The 8,065-nt window shown below is 53.5% G+C and carries 6 protein-coding genes; all 6 read right to left on the bottom strand.

The window, feature by feature from the left end; translation table 11 throughout:
- Positions 1–155 precede the first annotated feature (155 nt).
- Positions 156–4,028, bottom strand: coding sequence for a YhdP family protein (locus VIN66_RS14265; RefSeq protein ID WP_331924604.1), 3,873 nt, complete (start codon positions 4,026–4,028; stop codon positions 156–158).
- Positions 4,028–5,494, bottom strand: a complete 1,467-nt coding sequence (rng, locus tag VIN66_RS14260) for a ribonuclease G (RefSeq protein WP_331924603.1) — start codon at positions 5,492–5,494, stop codon at positions 4,028–4,030. Before rng ends, VIN66_RS14265 begins: the two co-directional genes overlap by 1 nt.
- Positions 5,491–6,066, bottom strand: coding sequence for a Maf family protein (locus VIN66_RS14255; protein ID WP_331924602.1), 576 nt, complete (start codon positions 6,064–6,066; stop codon positions 5,491–5,493). Before VIN66_RS14255 ends, rng begins: the two co-directional genes overlap by 4 nt.
- Positions 6,063–6,545, bottom strand: coding sequence for a rod shape-determining protein MreD (mreD, locus tag VIN66_RS14250; RefSeq protein ID WP_331924601.1), 483 nt, complete (start codon positions 6,543–6,545; stop codon positions 6,063–6,065). Before mreD ends, VIN66_RS14255 begins: the two co-directional genes overlap by 4 nt.
- Complete coding sequence (gene mreC, locus VIN66_RS14245; protein ID WP_331924600.1) at positions 6,545–7,411, bottom strand: rod shape-determining protein MreC; 867 nt, start codon at positions 7,409–7,411, stop codon at positions 6,545–6,547. Before mreC ends, mreD begins: the two co-directional genes overlap by 1 nt.
- 28 nt (positions 7,412–7,439) lie before the next feature.
- Positions 7,440–8,065: rod shape-determining protein MreB (gene mreB, locus VIN66_RS14240; RefSeq protein WP_331924599.1), on the bottom strand; the 626-nt coding region annotated here is incomplete at its 5' end.

The raw sequence follows: 8,065 nt of genomic DNA, 5'->3' as shown, positions 1-8,065 counted from the left end.
CACCGCCAAACACTGCAAAGCACTCTGGCAACGCGACTAAATGCGGCAGACCATTACCAAACTGCTCTGACAGCTGTTGCAGATACAGCTGCACCTGCGCCAGATTCTGCTCAGGCTTTGGCGTGCTGGTAAGCTGTATTGCTGATAAACGCCAATTAGCCATGTGGTGGCTCCCGTTTTGCTGGTATCTCTTCTGCCGCTGGAAGTTCAATAATGGTTTCAGGCTGGGCAACCCGCACCGGCACCGGCACTTCTTTGCTATGGCGGTTAACTTCGGTTACGACGGGCTCATCAAAACTACCGGTCACTGTAAAATTGATTTTTGAGATCACTTCAGCGCTTTGGAATACTTCATCCAGTGCCAGTGCAGCCAGGCCGGTGGCCGGATTGACCATCCAGGCGATAATCACCGGTAAGCTGGACGTCACCTTAGGCGAAAATGCCATCTGGTAATCCAGCTTTTGACTAACCAAGTCGGCATAGCCCTGAATTTGCAGGCTGCCCGGCACGCCATCTATGGCGGCATCACTGGTTTGCACCACGCCTTGTGCCAGCGCCAGATTTCCGGTCATATTGTTGTAAAAAAAGCCCTTGGAGAATACATCGCGAAAATCCAGCCGCAGCTTACGCACCAGCGAATCAAGGCTGAAAATGGAAAACAGCCGTGCGCCCTGATCGCTGACCTCAGTAAGAGAGCCCTCGCCAAGGCGGTAATTCACATTGCCCGCCAGTTGCTCCAGTGCAAACTGTGTCGGCGCTCCGGGCCAGTTCAGCGCAAAATTAATGTCGGCACTGCTGCCGGAGACCGCAGATGTTATCTGGTATTCGTGCAACATGGCCCCGAAATTGTTGCTGGTCAGTTTTCCGCTGAATTGAGTTTGCCCCAGCTCAGCGTCTTCCTGCCAGGCGCCGCTGGCAAGCAACTGGTTACGCTTGTAACGGGCGTTAAATTCGGTCAACAGCCACTGGCTGTCGGTGCTATGCGCTTTAGCGCTGACCTGCCCCAGCTGATAGCTGCCAATGGCACAGTCTGCACAGCTGATATTCAGCGGTGGTAATTGCAATAGCCAGCGCTGCGCCGTTTCGGCCAGCGCTTCTGCAGTCACTGCCGCGGCGCTGTTCGGCGCCGGTTGCCCGGGCCAGGGTAAATGCAGGTAGTCCAGCTGCGCACTGATGCCCTGTTGCTGCCAGTCTTTACTGAATTGCCACTGGCTGGCAATCTCGGTGCCGTTAAGCTGCAATTGCCAGTGCTGTGGCAGTTGGCTCAGTTCAAATACGGTATTGTTCAGTGCGACACCGGGCGCCATATTCAGATGACGAACTTTACCTCTGACCAACGACAGCGGCGGAAACAAAGGCTGATCTGAAGCTGATTCAAATGCCAGTTGCTGCTGCAGCAATTCAAACCAGGGGATAAAGTCCAGCTCGTTCAAATCCAGACTGATATTAAAGCCAGTACTGTTCAGGCCACTATCTTGTTCAGCAGCAATAAGATGTACCCGGCTCAGCTGCTGGCTGTCGTGCATCAGCTCAGCATGAAAATGCAGTTGCTGGTCATAGTGCGCCGCCAGTAATGAGCGCTCAGCATCTCCGGTTGCCGTGATCAGCAGTTCGGCCTGATCGCCTGTCGCTTTATTGTATGGCGCAGGCAGTAATAACGCGGTGTCACTCAGTGTAGAGCGCAGCTTAGCACTGTAACCAAAACCCTGCTGCGGCAGATTAAGTGCCAGTTGCAGCTGCCAGTCGGTATTGCCACTCACCAGATCCGCCGCCGGCGCATACAAAGCCTGCAATAGCGACTTCGCTTCATGCTCACCGTTTAGCTGCAGTGCCAGCTGATAGCCGGCATCGCTCTGCTGGCCTTGCAGCGCTGCACTGAGCGGCAAACCACGCCAATGCAATGTCAATGCATCAGCGCGGATACGCTCGTTCTCAAAGGATAAACTGCCGCTGACATTGTCCAGCTGCATTTGTGGCGCCTGCAATGCCAGGCTGATGTTGTCGAAGTTAACGTCACCTGTAGCCAGCACCGATGCCTGTTTAAGCCCAATCGCCAGATTAACATCACCGGCAACATCGCCCTCAAGGCCAAGGTGTGCCAGAGTTTTGCCCAGGTTGTCCTGCAACGGAGATTGCAACATCAGTGCCGTGACATCCTGTGCCGGCAGCTGCTGGCGGATGCCGATGTTAATAACGTCAGCATGAAACAGATCGTCTATGCTGGCAGATACGCCCTGCTGCAGTTGCAGCCCGGCCAGTTCACCCTGCTGCGATTGGATCAGCATACTGGCATTTTCAAACCACAAGGTGGCCGCTAACTGATTAATCGCCGGCCAGTCGGGGGCAAACATAAACTCGCCCTGCTCCAGTGTGGCCAGAACCTGAAACACGCCCTGCTGCTCAGCGTATGGAAACTCAGCCGGCACACCGTGCCATAGCAGGGTTGCGTCGTTAAGCTGGCCTGCCACTATGGCCTGTTCCAGATAATGCCTGACGGACTGTGGCATATAACGTTGCGGGAAGTACTTGCTGGCATTGGCAGCATCAACCTGCTGCAAACGTGCCAGGATCTGTAACCGCTCATCCAGCGCCAGGCTGCCATCAAGCGTCAGATCAGCACTACTGAAGTGGAAACTCGGCAGCAGTAAGCGCCAGCGCTCTGCAGTTGGCACAGCATACAAGGTAGCGTCAAAGCTGTCGTACGCAATAGGTTCGCCAAATAAACCATCCCAGCTCAGCTCGCCGTTTTTTGCCTGTAAGCTGACTTTCGCCACTTTATCACTGAGTAAGAACCGGCCGCTGACGCCAGCCACGCCGGGAATATCGCCAGCGGGTTTTGACTGCAGCTCGTCAAACTGTCCGGCCAGCTGCCACTGTTGATCTTGTATCCACCACTGCAGTTGCTGCAGATGACCGCCAGGCTGATACACCACCAGCTTTTGCAGCAATGCGATGTCATCGGCCAGTAAGTTTGCCAGCGGTGTTGCAGCCTCAAGCCTGAAGTTGCTAATGCTACCTTGCCAGGCATCCTCGTCGCGCTCAAGTTGCAGGTGCAGGTCTTGCCATTGCTGTTGCTCGGCAGCGAGTGTTAAGGCGCCGGAGTATAATTGCCAGCCAGAGGCTGTGGGTTGCCACAGTAACTGGCCTTGCCCCAGCCGCAACGAGTGTGACTCGCCGTCACGCTGCCAGCTCAGGCTGTTGTCGGCAAGTTCTACCTGTATGCGCCGTAACAGGCCCTGCTCTATGCTACCCCAGGCCTTAAAATTGATACTGGCCTGCTGTAACTTGCGGCTTTGCGGCAGCAATTTGGCAAACCAGGGCAGAACATCAAGCCGCTCGCTGTCCAGATACAGTTGCCCATCGGCCTCTCTTAACGTATCGCCGTGCAAATCCAGTACAAAGGACACAGTATTGGCGGTCACACCTGCCAGAGATAACTCACCAAAGCCCTGGTGCCGGTTGCCGCTGTTCGCCCAGTCCAGTTGTTTGATGTTAACCACCAGATCAGGGTCATCATCATTTTGCAGTACCAGCTGACTGTCCACCACGGAGAAATATGCCAGTTGCCGGAAAAATAAACGTTCCAGTGCGTCCAGCACAGGCGCCGTATCCAGTTTGGCCCCTGCATCGCCGCCCAGCAGGCTGCTGGCATCGGCATAATAATTAAGCCCACTTAATTCGAAGTGCTGCGCAGTCAGCTGACGGTTCAGTATGCTACGCCAGAAATCCAGCCTTACCCGCGTTTCAGCGATGCTCAGCTGTAATTGCTTATCAGCGTTGTACAACCTGACATCATTGAGTAACAAGGCCGGGCCAAACTTCTGCCAGCCAGCACTGAGCTCGCCAATATCGACTCTGGCACCATAGCGGTCTTCGATTAGCTGTTCGATATGATGTTTGTAATCATCGGCGTAAGGCAGGGTGTAACGCAGCACTGAAATTAGCACAGCCAGCAGCACCAGCACCACGGCCAGGAGGAGCCAGACTTTATGTAAACAGTAAAAGCAAACCAGCTTTGCCTTTTGCACTACATCATCACCACATCAAATTGTTCCTGGGTGTACAGCGGTTCTGTCTGAATACTGATTTGTTTGCCGATAAACACCTGCAACTCTGCCAGGCTGTGAAACTCATCGTTGGTCAGCGCGTCTTTAACTGCCGGTGATACATAAACCACAAATTTATCGGCGGCATAAGCCCGGTTAACCCGCACAATTTCACGCAACACTTCAAAACAGACGGTTTCCACGGTTTTCAGACTGCCCCGCCCCTCACATACTGGACACTCAGAACACAGGATATGTTCCAGACTTTCGCGTGTTCTTTTACGCGTCATCTCCACCAATCCCAGTGCTGAGAAGCCATGAATATTGGTTTTCGCCCGATCGCGGGCCAACGCAAGCTCTAAACTGTGAAATACCCGTTTTTTATGCTCAGCGTTTTGCATATCAATAAAATCGATAATGATAATGCCGCCAAGGTTGCGCAGCCGCAGCTGTCTGGCGATAGCCTGCGTCGCCTCGGTGTTGGTGTTAAAAATCGTCTCATCCAGATTACGATGACCGACAAAAGCGCCGGTATTAACATCGATAGTAGTCATGGCTTCGGTCTGGTCAATAATCAGATAGCCACCACTTTTCAGCGGTACTTTGCGCTCCAGCGCACGCTGAATTTCATTCTCAACATCAAACATATCAAAGATAGGCCGCTCGCCGGGGTAATACTCCAGCAAGGACGACATATGCGGAATAAACTCTTCACAAAATGCCGTTAACTGCTGATAAGTCAGTTTCGAATCAACCCTTACCCGCTCCAGCTCAGTGCCAACAAAATCACGCAGTATACGGTAAGCCAGTGTCAGATCTTCATACACCACACCCTCTTTGCGGGTTTTCTGCTTACGTTTTAACACCTTGGCCCACAGCTTTTTCAGAAAACGGGCATCTTGGGCCAGCTCTTCTTCTTTGGCGCCTTCGGCCGCTGTACGGACAATAAAGCCACCGCTATCGTCCAGATACTGGCTGACAATGTCTTTTAACCGCTGCCGTTCCGATTCCGTTTCCAGCCGCTGCGACACACCTACATGGGGCGAACCCGGCATAAACACCAGATAACGCGATGGCAGCGTGATATCGGTCGTCAGACGGGCTCCTTTGGTGCCCAAAGGATCTTTTACCACTTGTACCAGCAGGTATTGGCCCTCGCGCACCAGTACCCGGATGTCTTTACTGACGGCGGGTTTGCCATCAAGCTCAGTCAGCGAGTCGTGTTGCACGATGTCGGACGCATGCAAAAAGGCCGCTTTGTCCAGGCCGATATCTACAAATGCCGCCTGCATACCAGGCAGCACCCGGCTGACTTTCCCGACATAAATATTGCCTACCAGGCCAAGCCTTGCCTGCCGTTCGATATGCAGCTCCTGCAGTACACCATTTTCAATCAGTGCAACCCGGGTTTCACTCGGGGTAACATTCAGCAGTAATTCTGCGCTCATGATAATTCCTGCCATTGTTGTAGCAACTGTTCTGTTTCACACAGCGGCAAACCGACGACAGCGCTGTAGCTGCCATTAATTCGTTTTACAAAACGCCCTGCCAGGCCCTGAATACCGTAACCACCGGCTTTATCCTGCGGCTCACCTGTTGCCCAGTAAGCGCTGATTTCGGCTTCGGTCAGAACGCGGAAAGTCACATCGGTGCTTACCAGTTGTGTCAGTTGCCGCTGAGAACTCACCAGCGCTATCGCCGTCATCACCTGATGGCTGCGGCCCGATAACAACAGCATGGTCTGGCGGAATTGTTCAAAATCAGCGGGCTTACCCAGAATAAGCCCGTCGACAACAACAACAGTGTCTGCACCCAGCACAGGTTTCTGTTGACTCAGACGGGTTAAACCGGCGTGGGCTTTGGCCAGCGCCAGGCGCTGTACGTAAAGTGGCGCAGCTTCATCAGGCAGCGGTGTTTCATCAATATCAGCTTTGACCAGTTCGTAGTTGACACCCAGTTGCGCCAGCAGTTCACGCCGGCGCGGAGAAGCAGAAGCTAACGCAATGGCAGGATGACTCATTGGATTTTGAGTTGTCGCCGGTAGCGACGCAGTAGCCAGAACAACCAGGGCCAGACCAGCATGCCTGTCAGCACCGGCCACAGGTACTGCGGCCGGAAATAAACCCCGGTAAGAAAATGGCTGAGCCAGAATAACAACAGCTGGTACAGCGCCAGCATCAGCCCCAGCAGCAACGCCTGTTGCACCACAGCAAAATTACGGATCTTCAGGTGATGCTGAGCGACGACAAAAATCACCACCGAAAAAGCCAGCGCATTGACGCCCAGCACAGTGCCCACCAGCACATCGACAATAAAGCCGGTAAAGAATGCCGTGATCACGCCAACGCGCTGCGGCAGGGCTAAAACCCAGTACATCAATACTAACAGGGCCCAATCCGGCCGTGCCAGTTTCACTATTTGCGGCATTGGCATCACTGTCAGCAGCAGTGCGGCAAACAATGACAAATAAATAAAGCCAAGACGTTGAGGTTTACGCATCAGGGTTGCTCCGGCGGCAGGATCTCTGCCGCTTCTGCCATCGCTTCACTCCGACCTGATAACAGCAGCACATGACGGATCCGATCAAGCCGGGCGTAAGGTTCGGCATATACCACCATAAACGGCTGACTGGCATCCTGACTGATGCGTACCACCCTGGCTACCGGATACCCCTCCGGAAAACGGCCATCCAGCCCGGACGTCAGCAAACGATCGCCTTCGCGGATATCAGTACTGTGCGGCAGATGCATTACCCTGAGCACATCCCATTGCCCCAGACCTTCGACAATAGCCCGCACTCCGGTACGTTCGGCGCGTACCGCCAAGGCATGAGTATTATCTGAAATCAACAAAGCGCGGCTGCTGGACGGGCCAACGCTGACCACTTGCCCTACCACGCCCTGGTCGTCAATGACCGGCTGAAACTCTGTTACGCCATCATTGCTGCCCTTATTCAGCACCACCTGATGGCTGAACGGATGACTGTAGACAGCCAGCACCTCCGCGACCAGTGATTGATCTTCAATGGCGGCAGAAGAGCCAAGCAACGCGCGTAATTTCTCGTTTTCCTGCTGCAAAAACCGCAGCAGCTGCAGCTGCCCGCTTTGCTGCAGCAAGGTTTCTTTTAAGCGGGCATTTTCGTCCAGCATGGTCTGCTGCGACATAAATTGCTCAGATGCACCGGAAAACAGTGCCTGAGGCAGGCTGGCAACATAAAACAGCGGGCTGGCGGCGGCAGTGAGGTAACTGCGTAGTTGGGTAGAGCTATCTGTGTAGCGGTCGAGAAACATCAGGCCAGCACTGCATACTACGGCTAAAAACAACCGCAGTGGCAGTGACGGGCCCCGACTATAGATCTGGTTCATACAAATGCAGGCACAACAGCGGATTCAGTTAATCGTAACTGAATACATCACCGCCGTGCATATCAATCATCTCCAGTGCTTTACCGCCACCACGGGCGACACAGGTTAACGGATCATCGGCTACGACAACCGGAATACCGGTTTCTTCCATTAATAAACGATCCAGATCACGTAGCAGCGCGCCACCACCTGTCAGCACCATACCCCGTTCAGAAATATCTGATGCCAGCTCCGGTGGTGACTGCTCAAGCGCTACCATCACAGCACTGACGATACCTGCCAGTGGCTCTTGTAACGCTTCTAAAATTTCATTACTGGTCATAGTGAAACTGCGCGGTACCCCTTCAGCCAGATTGCGGCCACGTACTTCAATTTCCAGTACATCGTCACTTGGGTAGGCTGAACCAATTTCGGTTTTAATACGCTCTGCAGTGGCTTCGCCAATCAAAATACCGTAGTTGCGGCGGATATAGTTCACTATCGCATCGTCAAACTTGTCACCACCGATACGAACAGAAGAGGAGTACACTACACCGTTCAATGAAATAATCGCGACTTCTGTGGTACCACCACCGATATCAACCACCATAGAACCGGTTGCTTCTGATACCGGCAAACCGGCACCGATAGCCGCAGCCATCGGCTCATCAATCA

The sequence above is a fragment of the Rheinheimera sp. genome, assembly GCF_036568245.1.
In the GTDB taxonomy this organism is placed as follows: Bacteria; Pseudomonadota; Gammaproteobacteria; order Enterobacterales; family Alteromonadaceae; genus Alishewanella.
This window is presented reverse-complemented; position numbering and strand designations above follow the sequence as displayed.